Below are 12,535 nucleotides of genomic sequence, written 5' to 3' on the forward strand. Positions count from 1 at the left end.
TGATGGCAAAGACAGCATTGATCACCGGCATTACCGGGCAGGACGGCGCCTATCTGGCGGAACTCCTGCTCGCGAAGGGCTACGAGGTCCACGGCCTTGCGCGGCGCTCAACTACTGCCGACGTCAACATCACGCGGCTGAAGTGGCTTGGCATCGAAGAAGACGTGCGGATCGTCGACGGCAATCTGAGCGATCTTTCAGGACTGTCGCGGATCATGCGCGATGTAAAGCCGGACGAGGTCTACAACCTTGCCGCACAATCTTTCGTCGCATCCTCCTGGCAGCAGCCGATCCTGACCGGCAACGTCACCGGCATCGGCGTCACCAACGTGCTTGAGGCGCTGCGGCTCGAAATCCCCTCGGCGCGCTTCTACCAGGCATCCTCATCGGAGATGTACGGCCAGATCCAGGAGCCGATGCAGTCGGAGACCACGGCCTTCCACCCCCGCTCCCCCTATGCGGTGGCTAAGGTCTATGGGCATTGGATCACAGTCAATTACCGCGAGAGCTTCGGGCTGCATGCCTCGAGTGGCATTTTGTTCAACCACGAGTCGCCGCTGCGCGGCATCGAGTTCGTCACCCGCAAGGTCACCGACGCTGTCGCCCGCATCAAGAAGGGCATGGCCAAGGAGTTGCGCCTCGGCAATATCGACGCCCAGCGCGACTGGGGCCACGCGAAAGACTATGTCCGCGCCATGTGGCTGATGCTGCAGCAGGATGAGGCGGACGACTATGTCGTGGCCACCGGCCGGACCACCACGGTGCGTGACATGTGCCGGATCGCCTTCGAGCATGTCGGGCTGAAGATGGATGATCACCTCATCATCGATCCCGACCTGTTCCGGCCGGCCGAAGTAGAGGTCCTGCTCGGCAATCCAGCCAAGGCGAAAGCCAAGCTCGGCTGGGAAGCGACGATCACACTGGAGGAGATGATCCGGGAAATGGTGGATGCAGACCTCGCCAGGACGGGCAGTTGAAGACGTCAAGGGCTTGGCGAAAATATTATCGAACATATCGAGAGTTCTAATGACAAAGACAGCATTGATAACTGGCGTTACCGGCCAAGATGGAGCCTATCTGGCTCAGTTCCTGCTACAAAAGGGATATTCCGTGCATGGCATAAGGCGCCGCACATCTCTTTTTAATACGGACCGCATTGATCATTTGTACCATGATCCCCACGAAAGGGGCGTAGATCTAACACTGCATCATGGCGATCTCACGGATACATCCAGCTTGATGCGCATTATTCAACTCGTGCAGCCGGATGAGATTTATAACCTGGCAGCCCAGAGCCACGTGGCTGTTTCATTCGAGGAGCCGGAATACACCGCAAATTCCGACGCTCTAGGAGCGTTGAGAATTTTGGAAGCCATTCGCATTCTTGGCTTGGAGAAAAAGGTCCGCTTCTATCAGGCCTCTACATCTGAGCTGTACGGGCTCGTGCAAGAGACGCCTCAAAAGGAGACTACGCCATTCTATCCCAGGTCCCCCTACGCTGTGGCCAAACTGTATGCGTATTGGATTACGGTCAACTATCGTGAAGCGTACGGCATCTACGCCTGCAACGGCATTTTGTTCAATCACGAGTCCCCAATGCGGGGGGAGACGTTTGTGACGCGCAAGATTACGCGGGCCCTCGCACGTATCAAGCTAGGCATACAAGAGCGACTTTACCTGGGCAATCTCGACTCTCTGCGCGATTGGGGTCACGCCAAGGACTATGTCGAGATGCAATGGCTCATGCTTCAGCAGCAATCTCCTGAGGACTACGTCATCGCAACCGGTGAGCAACACTCGGTTCGCGAGTTTGCGACCCTTGCCGCTGCAGAACTGGGTATCGATATCCGCTGGGAAGGAAAGGGTGTCGATGAAAAAGGCTACGACCCGAGGACGGGCAAATGCATCGTGGCCGTGGACCCTCGTTACTTCCGGCCTGCGGAGGTGGAAACCCTTCTTGGAGATGCCAGCAAGGCAAAATTGAAGCTCGGCTGGGAACCGAAAATCGGCTTCACTGAATTGGTTGGCGAGATGATGCGGGCAGACTTGCTGAGCGCGCAACGAGACCAAATGATTCAGAACAGCGGCTACAATCACTATCCCCGACCGGAGTGAGGGCACGTGTACCCATGACACTGATGTCGTCTGCATCCAAACTTGATTCGCGATGCCTCGTCACTGGTGCGAGCGGCGTCCTGGGCCGTGCCATTGTTCGGCAGCTTGAGCGGCTTGGCGTACGCGATGTGCTAAGGCCAAGCCGTCAGGAATTAGATTTGCTCGATGAGAATGAAACTCGACGATATTTCTCAACTTACCGTCCAGACACAGTAATTCACTTGGCAGCGACCGTATTTGGGCTCGCTGGCAACATGAAAAACCAGCTTCGGGCCGTGACAGAGAATTCAGCGATCAATCATCACATCTTCTCTGCCATTGCAAAGTACCCAGTGAATAACTTTTTCTTCGCAGGGACAGTTGCATCGTACCCATACCCCTATCTTGAGATGCCATTACGAGAAGACAATTTCTTCACAGGTTTACCGCATTCTGGTGAATTTGGTTATGCTATGGCTAAACGCCACGCTTATAGCTATCTTGAGATTTTATGTAAGGAAATAGGCATGCGATATACATATGGTATTTTTACTAACCTATACGGCGACCATGACCGATTTGACGTTACGAACGGGCATGTTATTCCTTCGCTAGTTGTCAAAGCCCATCGCGCGGCCTTAACCAAGACGCCGCTGGAGGTTTGGGGGGATGGCACTGCGGAGCGAGACTTTTTGCATGCCGAAGACGCAGCCAGAGGCGTAATGTTATGCCTGACGAATGCAGGATTGCAAAATTTCGTGAACATATCGAGCGGCATTGGCGTTACCATTAGACAAGTGACAGAGTGCATAGCGTCAGAGGCCGGCGTATCCGATGTCAGATTCAACGTAGATAGACCGGTAGGTATAAGGAGTCGCGTCGTAGATAACAGCAAATTGAGAAGCGCAGGGTTTGCGCCGGAAATTAGTTTACAATGCGGGCTGGCTCGCACCTACAAGTGGTACGAAGACAATCAGGCTGGCATCCGACAATGAGTACATTTGCAATCGTATCCAGTTACTCTGAAAGCTGCGGCAACGCGTCTTTTACAAGAGTTTTGCATGATTCGATCCGACACTACAGCAATGCAAGTGTCGAGGTTATCGAGCTTGACCTAAAATTGCTGCAATCAACAAATAAGATAATACGGGAAAAAGGCCATCGGCACATTTCTGAAATTGCAAGCCGGCTGAAAGCCTTTGATGGCGTAAATATTCAGTTTGAAGCCGGCCTTTACGGAACCCTTCCCAGTGACATCATTCGTCGCGCTACTATTCTAATGCAAGCGAACCCCAATACCACCGTTACCCTTCATTCGCCTCGCCTCATGGAAGCTTCATCGGCGAGCGCCAGGGCAGGGATAAGGAAATTAGTAACCCTGCAAATTGTCGACGGCTTGCGAGAGATTATTGGCAACAAGTTGGCTGATATACATATTAGGATCAATCGTAAGGTTATCAAAAATGCCATCAAGAACAACCTTCGGCTGATCGTCCACACCTCGAGAGCTGCGCGGCAAATTCAACAGTTTTTTAACTACACACGCGTGGATGTTCATCCATTGAAAATTGTCCCAGATAACTTCGAGAGGGATGGGTCAGTCCTAGAGCGTATACGGTCTGAGATTAGTCTTACGGAATCAGACGTATTGCTTGGGATGTTCGGATATATAAGCGCTTACAAAGGTCATGGTGACGCCCTGAAGGCACTTTCACTTTTGCCAAAGGAATATAAACTCCTGATCTTTGGCCGTCAGCATCCCCAGACGCTTAAGGTGGATGGGAAAACCGACGCGTATCTTCAAAAACTCATAGAGACGGTCTTGGCAAATAAATCGCTTCGCGGCAGAGTGTTTTTTCTGGGAGAGCTCGAAGACAACGACTTTTGGAAAGTCGCAAGCGCGGTAGACGTTGCGTGGCTGCCTTATTACGAAAATGGCCAAGATGGATCAGGGATCGCCTCGATATGCATGGATGCATGCCAACGGGTACTTTGTTCGTCTTCTTTTGCTTTTGATGAACTATTTAAACTTGTACCCTATGACAATTATATGCGATTCGATATCGGCAACTACCTGGAGATTGCTACCAAGACCGAAATGTTGATGCGACGGGATCTCAGTGGCCACCCTGAAAAACCTGTGACGTCGGTCTACAACTGTCAAACCCAGGCAGTGGTTTACGCTCGTGATCTCCCTAATTTTTTGGTTAACCTTGACCCCCAGACACAAGGCTTCAAACAGGCCGCCCAATAGCAGATGGTAAAGGATTTTAAAGAAGGCTGGAACGACCTCGTCCAGGCGGCAAGCATGCTGCCGCTGTCCTTGTACTTTGCATGGGGCGATACCAGAGCGCGATACAGACGAAGCGTGCTCGGACCACTCTGGTTGGTGCTAGGCACAGCCGTTGGCGTGGTGGGCCTTGGCTTCCTGTGGAGCGAATTACTCCACATCGACAAGTCGACGTTTATTCCGTCGCTTTCCATTGGTCTTGTCGTTTGGCAACTGCTATCGGGATCAATTCTGGAGGCGTCCGGCGTGTACATTGGCAATGCGAGATTGATAAGAAATGTAAGCGCTCCACTTTTCGTTTTCCCGTTGCAGCTACTCCTTAGACAATTGATAAATTTCTGCCATAATTTACTCGTTGTCGTTTTCGTCTTATTGATATTTCCACCGCCGCTGAGCCTCAATCAGTTACTGGTAGTGCCCGGTCTGGTCCTTGTGATTGCCAACCTCTTCTGGTTGTCCAGCTTGATTGGGTTGCTAGGCGCGAGATTTCGGGATTTGGGTCCACTCGTTGGATCATTCATGCCGCTAATGTTCTTCCTCACACCGGTGATATATCGACCCAATCAGCTCGCGATGACTGAATTTATCGCCTGGCTCAATCCGCTTACTTACCTCGTTTCACTTGTTCGTGACCCTATGCTGGGCTTCGCACCGCCCGTTTTTGTTTACCAGGTTAGCGTTGGCCTACTTATATCCGGCGGGATCGCGACCCTCTGCATTCTTGGCAAAAAGCATGGACGCGTAGTTTTTTGGGTGTGAAGATGGCGCTGTTAAAGTTTGAAAATGTGACCGTCCAATATCCAATTTACAATGCGAAAAGCATGTCGTTGAGGAACAAATTGGTCCAAATCGGCACTGGCGGGATCGTGTCCCAACCTACGGCCGGCATTGTCACAATTACGGCATTGGACAACGTGAGCTTTGAACTGCGTGACGGCGACAGTGTCGGATTAATCGGACACAACGGAGCCGGAAAGACGACTTTGTTGCGCACTATGGCGGGTATATTTATGCCCGTTTCCGGGAAGATAACCAGGGATGGTCGTGTCGCAACGATCATCGAGCTAGGCGCAGGCCTTGATGAGGAGTTGTCGGGATACGAGAACATCTATCGTATGGGTATGCTTTTAGGCTCAACGCGGTCGGAGGTTACGCTTATGGTACCTGACATTGAAGAATTTACTGAATTGGGTAATTTCTTACAACTTCCTGTCCATACTTATTCGGCAGGGATGAAAATGCGGCTGATGTTTGCAGTGGGAACGGCGGTGCACCCTGAAATCTTGTTGGTCGACGAGACGTTTGGCACGGGTGACGCTGCATTTCAGTCAAAAGCACAAGACCGTATGAAGACGCTTGTTGGAAACGCTCGAATATTTGTTTTTGCATCTCATTCGATTGATCTAATAAAACAGTTTTGCACGCGCGCGTTCTCCTTGGAACACGGAAGATTGATGGAAGTTGCGCTTTAGTGGGTTGATGAAAGGATCCTGACCGCTGCACCGTGATCGCGCTTCACGGTTGGCGCGGGATCATGGAAACTTAGTGGTATAGAATGCAGACCAACACCCGCATTGGCACGTGCTCGATAACGTGTGACGCGAAAACATAGTCAAACGGATCGCTACCGTCCCCGATGCAATCCTTCAGTGCCCCGCAAGAAATCGACATTCCGCGCATCCACATCGATGCCGCCCTTGACGAGGTGGGGCGGCTATATCGACGATGCGCTTCGAAAGCCTTAGCGGAACGACGTGACCTAAAGAAGAAAAGGAGAACGCAAGCCTACCCTACCTTTCAAGAGAACTCGGATAATACCTCTCCAATAGATTGCGGTAATAAGTCCTGATGTATTCGATGACAGGCGACGGCAACTCCTCCCGCCATGCATCAGGGCTGCCGGATCGATAATGCGACTGTGAATCGACCTGCCCGGGCTCCCTCCCGCCAGACATACGTCGGAATGAAAATTTATCCGATTCTGGCCACTGAAGCCCAATTGAAGCAGAACCCAAAGCCGGACGAATTACACTGCCGATGTCTTCACCGAAGTCTTCCATGCGCACCGTAACGATGCGTGGGTCTGAAAAATCCCAGCGCCGCAAATCGGCGAGCGGCCCACCGGTATTCCTGTAGAAATCATCGCGCTCGACAAATGTCAGAGTGAGGAACATCCCATGTTCTTGCGAGCACCCCTGAAGCAACTTGCGTTGCAAGGCAAGTTCTGGCCAACCATCCAGAGGATGTGTTCGAATATGGGAGAAATATGCGGACTGTACTATGTTTAGCGGGTTACGGATAAGATGAACGACCACACCACGAAGGTGTGGAGCCACTGTCCTATAATTCGCATTTGCCAAATGCGTTATGTTGACGTTCTCTGCAGGAATTTCAGAACCGTCTGAAGTCGCATAAAATGTCAATCCATTGACAATGCTCAAATTTGAAAGAAATGAGCTCAGCAGGCTAGACGCACACTTGTGATGGCTGAGAAATATCAACTAAAGAACCTCCCAATTGAATTGGCGGGATTTACAACACTGTGTGCACCTTAGTGGCCGAGAGATGGTGATCTGTCCGCAGTGCTGTCATCTAGCGACACTGGGATCTGGGCCGTTTCCGTTATACCGAGAGGCCGGGTTTGGGCAACCAGTGTTGCGGTAAAGCGCAGCATAATGTTAAGGGACCCCTTTTAGCCCTTTGGGCTGCGGGAGGCCTAAATGGGTAACTGGATTCGCAACCGCGCCAAACTTGCGATGGACTATCTTGCCATCAAGGTCAGTCAGCGTATCGAGCATCGACTCTCCGACGTGATCAAGTCACAACTTGATAGCCAACTCAATGCAATGCGACCATATCTGACGGGCGGCACATCTCAAACGATGGTCGATTCCCGCGCAATCGCCAAAGCAGTGCCTTTGACGCTGAATTCTGGAGATAGCCACATCTATTTCCACAACTCAGATGGGCACCGGTTTTTTCTCGATGCCACCGACCACCATATTACCCTGCATGTGCTGGAGCATGGTTGCTGGGAGGATCACATCAGGGACGTCATCATGCAGATATTGAAACCTGGTTCAACTTTTGTTGACGTCGGCGGCAATGTCGGGTTGCATACTCTTTTCGCTGGATCGATTGTTGGTCAGACTGGTAAGGTCTACTCCTTCGAACCCGTGCCCCACCTATATGGCACACTGAGACTCAACGTCGATGTCAATGGGATGGGGAATGTCATCAAGACCCACCAGCTCGCGGTGTCCGATACTGAGGAGGTCAAAAGCTTTTCCAAGTTCCGATCACATTCCGCAATGTCCGGTTTTTCTGTTCCGCAGGTCCGACTCGATATCTTCGGCGAGTCGGAGAATTCCAGTGTCGAAGTGATCCAGGTGAACACAGTCACGCTTGACAAGATGTTCGCCGGCCAAAAGATCGACGGCCTTAAGATTGACGTCGAGGGTTACGAAACGCTTGTGCTGCGCGGGGCCAAAGAGGTCATCCGTAATAACCGTGATATTAAGCTTATCATCGAATGGGACCCGTTTCTCGTCACACGCACTCTCGGCTCAGAGGCTATCACGGAAAATATTGCATTCCTCGAATCAGAAAGGTTCATTCCCTATCTCGCCCTTTGGCAACAGCCGCTGCGCAAGGTAACTTGGGACGAGGTATCCAGACTGCAAGGCGATCTAATTCTAACCAGAACAGGCAGTTTGCGCTAAATAAACTGGAGAGTTCATCGCGGCCGAAATTAACGCCTTCCTCGACTCTTCCAAGAGGTCAACGACCGCATGAATGCCCTGAAGTGTTATGCCGGTGCGATACGGTCGTGAGACATCCACCTGCCGACTTCCCGAGCAAAGCTTTCGAGCAGGCCATCCGATCAAGACGAAGGACGCCTGTTTGAAAGTCCTGCATTTCTTCAAGACATATTTGCCGGACAGTTTCGGCGGGGTGGAGCGGACCATCCACGCCATTGCCGAAAGCACGGCTCGCCACGGAGTCGAAACCGAGGTGCTGTCGCTGAGCAGCGCTCCAAACGAAAACACCAGGCGTATCGACAGCCATATGGCCGCCAAGGCGAAGCTCGATTTCGAGCTGGCCTCGACGGGGTTTTCCCGCGAGGTTTTTCGCAAGTTCGATGCGCTCGCTCGGCAATCCGACCTGGTGCATTACCATTTTCCATGGCCGGTCATGGACGTCGCGCATTTTTATTCCCGTCACGGCAAGCCTTGCGTCGTCACCTATCATTCGGATGTCGTCAGGCAACGCCTGCTCTTGTCGTTCTACCGACCGCTGATGATGCGCTTCCTCGGCAATGTAGACGCTTTAGTGGCGACCTCGCCCGACTATCTGCGCTCGAGCGCCGTCTTGAGGCGGTTTGCGGCCAAATCGAGCGTCATTCCGATCGGCATCGACGAAGCCGCCTATCCGGCGCCGACGGCGGCCGACGCGAGCTGGCTCCGGTCGGTGGCACCTGAGCCGTTCGTGCTGTTCGTCGGCGTGCTGCGCTACTACAAGGGACTGAATATTCTGATCGACGCGGCGGACCGGGTGCGGTGCAGGATCGTCATTGCCGGAGCGGGACCGGTCAAGGAGCAATTGAAGAGCCAGGCCGAAAGGCTGAAGCGCGACAATGTCGCCTTCCTCGGCGCGGTCTCCGAGCAACGGAAAATGGCCCTGCTTCACGCCTGCAGCGGCTTCGTCTTCCCCTCGAATCAACGCTCCGAGGCTTATGGCGTCTCGCTGGCGGAAGCCGCCATGTGCGGCAAGCCGATGATCTCGTGCGATATCGGCACGGGAACGTCCTATGTCAACGAGGCCGGCGTGACCGGCCTCGTTATCCCGCCTTCCGATCCGGTTCGCCTGGCCGAGGCCATCAACCGGCTCGTCGAGACGCCTGACGAAGCGGCAAAATGGGGACGGGCGGCGCGCGACCGGTTTTCGAACCTTTTCACAGCTGAAAAGATGGGCAAGGCCTATGCCGATCTCTACACCCGGCTGCGTAATCGCAGCGTTTAGCCGGGGACTGTGGATTGCCATCGCCTTTCATGCGCGCCCGCCATTGAGCTTTGCGCCGACCCGTCCTATAAGGCCGCGCGCAGCGGGCATCCGCCGCCTGCTGGGGCGTCGCCAAGTGGTAAGGCATCGGTTTTTGGTACCGACATTCCCAGGTTCGAATCCTGGCGCCCCAGCCAAACTGGACTCCCTCTTGATAAAGCTGTCTGCAGTGCACCTGTCGCTGCTCCGGATGCGACCGTTTCCGCAAGCAGATCAAACGGTTGCCTGAAGGCCGCTTGAATCTCGCCTTGGTCCCATTGGCAGTTCGACAGCACGAGATTCAAAAGCCGCTTTTTCTCGTGCGCAGGCTGCTTCGCAAACAGTCGGCTGGCATTGCGCGCCAACTCCAACAGCCGGATGCCGTCCTCCATGTATGATTCTTCGGCGCTGCCATGGCGCTCAATCTCGCGAAGCAGCCGCGTCTGTTCGGTTCGCCACTGTGCCGACATCCGGTCGTAGAAGGCATTGTCGATGCGGCCATCGAGTTTGTCGAGATACATGGCGTGTAGCCGATCCTCGAGCCGCTTGTACTCGACCTGGCATCGATGGATCGCCTGTTCATGCTCGCGGCGCTCGTCGGCATGGCTGGCCATGAGGGCTGCCTTTACCCATTCCAGTATCTCTTCGTCGAAATGCAACTGGTCGAGCAGGCTGGCGAACGCCTGATCGAGCACTTCCTCGCGGACATATTTGCGGCGGCAGTCTGCGTATCCGCCCCGGCCTTTGTTGGCGTGCCCCGTGCAGTGATAATAGACGTATTTGCCCTTCTTGATCTCAGCGACAACGGCGCAGCCGCATTTGGTGCAGGTCATCAGGCCTGTGAAGGCAAACTCGTTTCCTATCGGGTGGGTCGGCACCGCATTGCGGCCCGTCAGAACGCCCTGGACGCGCTCCCAAAGCTCGATCGATACGAGTGGTTCGTGCTTACCGTGGTGCAATTTGCCGTTCCACTGGAACAGCCCTGTGTAGAGGCGATTGCGCAGGATCATATGCACGGTGCTGACCGGAACCGGATTGCCGCTCTTGGGATAGATCAGCCCATCGCCATGGGCTGCCTTAGCCAAGGCCTTGAGTGAATACTGGCCGGTTGCGTAGCGCTCGAACAGCTGCGTGACGACTGGAGCCAGGTCAGGATGCGGCTCGATAACCTTTTTGCCGTCCTTGCCCGTGGTGTTGACATAGCCCAGCGGAGCCTTAGTCGGCCAAATGCCCTGCTCCGCCTTCTCCATCTGGCCCTTGCGGGCTTCTTCCGACAGGTTGTCGATATAGTTCTTGGCCATCAAGACCTTGATGCCATGCATGAACTTTTCAGATGAGCGCGAGTCTCGCGACAGCGTCACACCTTCTTTCGCAAGGTGGATTTCCACATCCAGTTCATCGAGAGTCACCCAGTCCTTCAGGTTGCGATAGAGCCGGTCTGTCTTCTCGACCAGGACGCTTCGAATGCCGGGATGCTTTCGCAGATATTTGACCATCTCGCCGAAGTTGGTCCGGCCCGTGGTCTTGGCCGTCTCGACGTCGATAAACTCCTGCACGATGTCGAACCGATGTTGCAGGGCGTAGTCGCGCAGCAGCTTGCATTGCGCCGGGATCGAAAAGCCTTCCTTCTCCTGCTCCTTGGAGGAGACGCGCGCGTATAGCAGCGCCTTTACAAGGCCTGCGGGCTTGGAGACCCGGACAAGTCGCTGGTTCACCTGAGGTGCCTCCTCGTTCATCGCACGTCGCACAACCGAAGGCCATCACGTGAGCATGAAGCGCCAGCTATTTGCCCCGGTCAATCCGTTCCCATTCGGCAAGGATACGAAAAAAGCCGCCGATATTGTCGACGATTTGGCGTGCATCTTCCGTTGATAGCGAACGCCCCATGCGAGCCTCAAACAAGCGAGCCGTTCGTTCCAGGAACGCCTCGTCAACGACGCGCCGGCGCAAAAACAGATCGGCCTCTGCATCGCGTCTGCCGCCGCGTTTTGTGGCGCGCCGTGCCGCCTTCACAGTTTGGGTCCCGAGCATATCTGCATCGGGATAAGGATGGCTGAAATCGCCTCAGCGCCGAATGGCCTTTGTGTGCGCCCACGTATCCAGTTCTACTCTGCATCAGTACCAGCGGCCGATTGCTCACCAAAAGGGGGCTCAGCGGCATGCTTTTCGAGACTGACCAGATCGGCGGCCCTGGCTTGATACCGCCGACAATCCGCCTGAACGATAGATCGGTCAGGCCGCTCAAACGGCACACTCCCGGCGATTTCCTTCAAGTCGCGTAGGATCGATTCGATATGTGGCCAAGGAAACTCTGTCGGGTCGTCGATGTCGCGATCTGCGCCGACGATTATTTCGAGCTTGGCGACAACGCCGAGAAGTGAGTGTGCACGCGTACGCGGAAGTCGATCCTGAATCTTCAAAGCCGATGTCGCAGCCTCGACTTCCGCTTGGTAGGCGATCGAATAACCGACCTTGGCTTCCCTCGACGCCGCGCGGCCGGCGCCGAGGGCACGCGTTTCCAGCCGTTGTTGAAATCGGCAGAGAACCTGTGAGACATGCTGCGCCCGCAACCAGTCTCGTAGCAGCTCAAGCGGAGGATCTGCTTCATCGGAATGAGGAGATGCCTTTACAGTCCCCTCGCCGCTTCCACCGAGCGTGACGGAAGACAAAGTCGTGCTATTGTCGGAATCAGCCATGATCCGAGCTCCGGTAAGCTTGGGCGTGGTCAGGCTGCTGAAGGTGGTCTCAACACCGTCAGCAGCCGAGCAGTCGGACTCCACAATTCGTATCAGGGATACGATAGCCCAGCTACTCATGCAGATCAACGAAAATCGTATCGACGTTACGAAATGAACGTAATCCAATGTAAAATGGCGCGCGTGGCGCTTGGCTGGGGCACGAGAGACTTGGCTCGGAATGCCGGCGTTTCCCCCGACACCATCGCGCGTTTCGAAAGAGGCGAACAACTCAAGGGCTCGACCTTAGCTACCATTCAAGCAACGTTTGAATCTGCAGGAATTCAATTTATTCCGGAAAATGGTGGTGGCCCTGGCGTGCGCTTGTCACGTGGTGCCGTGAACACTTAGTCGAAGGCGGCGCCATTTTTAGGGA

General features: G+C 54.2%; 12 protein-coding genes, 1 tRNA gene and 1 pseudogene. 10 read left to right on the forward strand and 4 right to left on the reverse strand.

What is annotated here, in order from left to right:
• Positions 1 to 2: 2 nt before the first annotated feature.
• The 6 genes from gmd (FJ988_RS14345) to FJ988_RS14370 are packed head-to-tail and all read left to right on the forward strand — an operon-like array spanning position 3 to position 5,856.
• Entirely contained in the window at positions 3 to 977 is a 975-nt protein-coding gene (gene gmd, locus FJ988_RS14345) for a GDP-mannose 4,6-dehydratase (protein ID WP_140818721.1), read from the forward strand.
• A 49-nt stretch (positions 978 to 1,026) separates the two neighbouring features.
• Positions 1,027 to 2,115 (forward strand): GDP-mannose 4,6-dehydratase, encoded by a 1,089-nt coding sequence (gene gmd, locus FJ988_RS14350; protein ID WP_140818723.1) that lies wholly within the window; start codon positions 1,027 to 1,029, stop codon positions 2,113 to 2,115.
• Positions 2,116 to 2,129: 14 nt separating this feature from the next.
• Positions 2,130 to 3,089 (forward strand): NAD-dependent epimerase/dehydratase family protein, encoded by a 960-nt coding sequence (locus FJ988_RS14355; protein ID WP_140818724.1) that lies wholly within the window; start codon positions 2,130 to 2,132, stop codon positions 3,087 to 3,089.
• Complete coding sequence (locus FJ988_RS14360) at positions 3,086 to 4,348, forward strand: glycosyltransferase (RefSeq protein WP_140818727.1); 1,263 nt, start codon at positions 3,086 to 3,088, stop codon at positions 4,346 to 4,348. The genes FJ988_RS14355 and FJ988_RS14360 overlap by 4 nt, the downstream gene beginning before the upstream one ends.
• 54 nt (positions 4,349 to 4,402) lie before the next feature.
• Positions 4,403 to 5,143 carry an ABC transporter permease gene (locus FJ988_RS14365; RefSeq protein WP_181183531.1) on the forward strand — a complete coding sequence of 247 codons (741 nt, stop codon included), beginning with the start codon at positions 4,403 to 4,405 and terminating at the stop codon, positions 5,141 to 5,143.
• A gap of 2 nt (positions 5,144 to 5,145) precedes the next feature.
• Complete coding sequence (locus FJ988_RS14370; RefSeq protein WP_140818731.1) at positions 5,146 to 5,856, forward strand: ABC transporter ATP-binding protein; 711 nt, start codon at positions 5,146 to 5,148, stop codon at positions 5,854 to 5,856.
• A gap of 318 nt (positions 5,857 to 6,174) precedes the next feature.
• Here FJ988_RS14370 and FJ988_RS14375 read toward each other — a convergent pair whose 3' ends face one another.
• The gene (locus tag FJ988_RS14375) at positions 6,175 to 6,558 is read right to left on the reverse strand and encodes a hypothetical protein (RefSeq protein ID WP_140818733.1); all 384 of its coding nucleotides are present in this window, start codon (positions 6,556 to 6,558) and stop codon (positions 6,175 to 6,177) included.
• Positions 6,559 to 7,104: 546 nt separating this feature from the next.
• On the opposite strand from FJ988_RS14375, the gene FJ988_RS14380 reads away from it, so the two are divergent.
• From FJ988_RS14380 to FJ988_RS14390, 3 genes are all read left to right on the forward strand, one after another.
• A complete protein-coding gene (locus FJ988_RS14380; RefSeq protein WP_140818735.1) occupies positions 7,105 to 8,106 on the forward strand; it encodes an FkbM family methyltransferase in 1,002 nt (333 codons plus the stop codon).
• Positions 8,107 to 8,287: 181 nt separating this feature from the next.
• Positions 8,288 to 9,406: a glycosyltransferase gene (locus FJ988_RS14385; protein WP_140818737.1), complete on the forward strand. Its 1,119-nt coding sequence runs from the start codon at positions 8,288 to 8,290 to the stop codon at positions 9,404 to 9,406.
• A 101-nt stretch (positions 9,407 to 9,507) separates the two neighbouring features.
• Positions 9,508 to 9,582: transfer RNA gene (locus FJ988_RS14390), tRNA-Gln, on the forward strand.
• Positions 9,583 to 10,155: 573 nt separating this feature from the next.
• On the opposite strand, the pseudogene FJ988_RS31565 reads toward FJ988_RS14390, so the two are convergent.
• The 3 genes and pseudogenes from FJ988_RS31565 to FJ988_RS14415 all read right to left on the reverse strand — a co-directional run.
• Positions 10,156 to 11,160, reverse strand: a pseudogene (locus FJ988_RS31565) (recombinase family protein); the annotation flags it as partial.
• 46 nt (positions 11,161 to 11,206) lie between these two features.
• Positions 11,207 to 11,455, reverse strand: a complete 249-nt coding sequence (locus tag FJ988_RS14410) for a hypothetical protein (protein WP_140818741.1) — start codon at positions 11,453 to 11,455, stop codon at positions 11,207 to 11,209.
• A 74-nt stretch (positions 11,456 to 11,529) separates the two neighbouring features.
• Entirely contained in the window at positions 11,530 to 12,120 is a 591-nt protein-coding gene (locus FJ988_RS14415; protein ID WP_140818743.1) for a hypothetical protein, read from the reverse strand.
• 153 nt (positions 12,121 to 12,273) lie between these two features.
• On the opposite strand from FJ988_RS14415, the gene FJ988_RS14420 reads away from it, so the two are divergent.
• Positions 12,274 to 12,510: a multiprotein-bridging factor 1 family protein gene (locus FJ988_RS14420; RefSeq protein WP_210242761.1), complete on the forward strand. Its 237-nt coding sequence runs from the start codon at positions 12,274 to 12,276 to the stop codon at positions 12,508 to 12,510.
• The last annotated feature ends 25 nt before the right edge of the window (positions 12,511 to 12,535 follow it).

Source organism: Mesorhizobium sp. CU3, from assembly GCF_006442965.1.
Lineage (GTDB): Bacteria > Pseudomonadota > Alphaproteobacteria > Rhizobiales > Rhizobiaceae > Mesorhizobium.

Excerpts from the sequence above, each read along its gene's own strand:
- FJ988_RS14370 (WP_140818731.1), top strand. The coding sequence starts at position 5,146 with ATGGCGCTGTTAAAGTTTGAAAATGTGACCGTCCAATATCCAATTTAC.
- gmd (WP_140818721.1), top strand. The coding sequence starts at position 3 with ATGGCAAAGACAGCATTGATCACCGGCATTACCGGGCAGGACGGCGCC.
- FJ988_RS14355 (WP_140818724.1), top strand. The coding sequence starts at position 2,130 with ATGACACTGATGTCGTCTGCATCCAAACTTGATTCGCGATGCCTCGTC.
- FJ988_RS14420 (WP_210242761.1), top strand. The coding sequence starts at position 12,274 with ATGAACGTAATCCAATGTAAAATGGCGCGCGTGGCGCTTGGCTGGGGC.
- FJ988_RS14360 (WP_140818727.1), top strand. The coding sequence starts at position 3,086 with ATGAGTACATTTGCAATCGTATCCAGTTACTCTGAAAGCTGCGGCAAC.
- FJ988_RS14380 (WP_140818735.1), top strand. The coding sequence starts at position 7,105 with ATGGGTAACTGGATTCGCAACCGCGCCAAACTTGCGATGGACTATCTT.
- FJ988_RS14410 (WP_140818741.1), bottom strand. The coding sequence starts at position 11,455 with ATGCTCGGGACCCAAACTGTGAAGGCGGCACGGCGCGCCACAAAACGC.
- FJ988_RS14365 (WP_181183531.1), top strand. The coding sequence starts at position 4,403 with ATGCTGCCGCTGTCCTTGTACTTTGCATGGGGCGATACCAGAGCGCGA.
- gmd (WP_140818723.1), top strand. The coding sequence starts at position 1,027 with ATGACAAAGACAGCATTGATAACTGGCGTTACCGGCCAAGATGGAGCC.
- FJ988_RS14375 (WP_140818733.1), bottom strand. The coding sequence starts at position 6,558 with ATGTTCCTCACTCTGACATTTGTCGAGCGCGATGATTTCTACAGGAAT.
- FJ988_RS14415 (WP_140818743.1), bottom strand. The coding sequence starts at position 12,120 with ATGGCTGATTCCGACAATAGCACGACTTTGTCTTCCGTCACGCTCGGT.